Source organism: Microbacterium sp. ARD32 (assembly GCF_031844385.1).
Lineage (GTDB): Bacteria > Actinomycetota > Actinomycetes > Actinomycetales > Microbacteriaceae > Microbacterium.
On the sequence record NZ_JAUZVD010000007.1, the window covers coordinates 1 to 1,282 of the forward strand.

General features: G+C 66.2%; 1 pseudogene. It reads left to right on the forward strand.

What is annotated here, in order from left to right:
• Nucleotides 1–70 precede the first annotated feature (70 nt).
• Nucleotides 71–1,248 (forward strand): annotated as a pseudogene (locus tag Q9R19_RS14475) (IS3 family transposase).
• The last annotated feature ends 34 nt before the right edge of the window (nt 1,249–1,282 follow it).

The following is a 1,282-nucleotide window of genomic DNA, read 5'->3' on the forward strand; positions in this document are numbered from 1 at the left end:
CGGGCGTGAGGAACGAATCGGTGACAACTGATCGTTAGTGCCGGGAGGCGCTAACGGGGAGGATGTCATCATGCCCGGTCCCTATCCCAGAGAGTTCCGCGAAGACGTTGTCGCGGTCGCTCGCAGCCGCGAGAGCGGCGTCACCATCAAACAGATCGCCACCGACTTCGGCATCAGTGAAGCAACCCTGCAGAACTGGCTCCGCCAGGCCGATGTCGAAGACGGCAATCGACCTGGCCAGACCGCGGCGGACGCGGCCGAGGCTCGGGAGCTGAAGAAACGGATCCGGTTGCTGGAGCAGGAGAACGAGGTCCTCCGCCGTGCGGCGGCGTATCTGTCGCAGGCGAACCTGCGCCTTGGCGGCTCCCCAAAATGACGTACCCGCTCGTTGCTGAGCTCGCCGAAGCGGGGATTCCCGTGACGGTGTCGTGTCGGGTCCTCAAGCTCGCAAGACAGCCCTACTACCGGTAGAGAGGCGCCCCTGTCCGGGACGCGGACGTGCTCCGCGCGTATCGGATCAACGCGCTGCATGACGCGCATCACGACGACCCGACGTTCGGGTATCGATACCTTGCCGACGAAGCCCGTCGGGCGGGGTGGCGGATGAGCCGGCGGACGGCGTGGAAGCTGTGCTCGCAGGCCGGGATCCTCTCGTCCGCGCAGCGCCGGCGACGTGGGAAGGGCAAGAAGGCCGGGCCGCCGGTGTTCGACGATCACGTGCAGCGGGTATTCCGCGCCGATGCCCCGAATCGGCTGTGGCTCACGGACATCACGGAGCATCGGACGAGCGAAGGCAAGCTGTACTGCTGCGCGATCAAGGATGTGTTCTCCAACCGCATAGTCGGCTACTCGATCAGCGACCGGATGACCGCGAAGCTCGCCGTCGATGCCGTCCGCAACGCCGTCTCTCGTCGCGGTGAGGTCGCCGGGTGCATCCTGCACGCTGACCGGGGCAGCCAGTTCCGCAGCAGGGCGATGGCCCGCGAGCTGCGCCGTCATGACATGGTCGGATCGATGGGTCGCGTCGGCGCCGCCGGAGACAACGCCGCCATGGAGTCGTTCTGGTCGCTGCTGCAGACGAACGTCCTCAACCAGCAGCGGTGGACGACCCGGCAGGAACTCCGGCTCGCGATTGTCGTGTGGATCGAGCGGAAGTATCACCGCCAGCGCGCCCAGGACACCCTCGGCGGCTTGACGCCCATCGAGTTCGAAGCCAAACTAGCCGAGCCGCTCACACTGGCGGCCTAAACCGAACCTGTCACCAGTTCGTTCCTCACGCCCG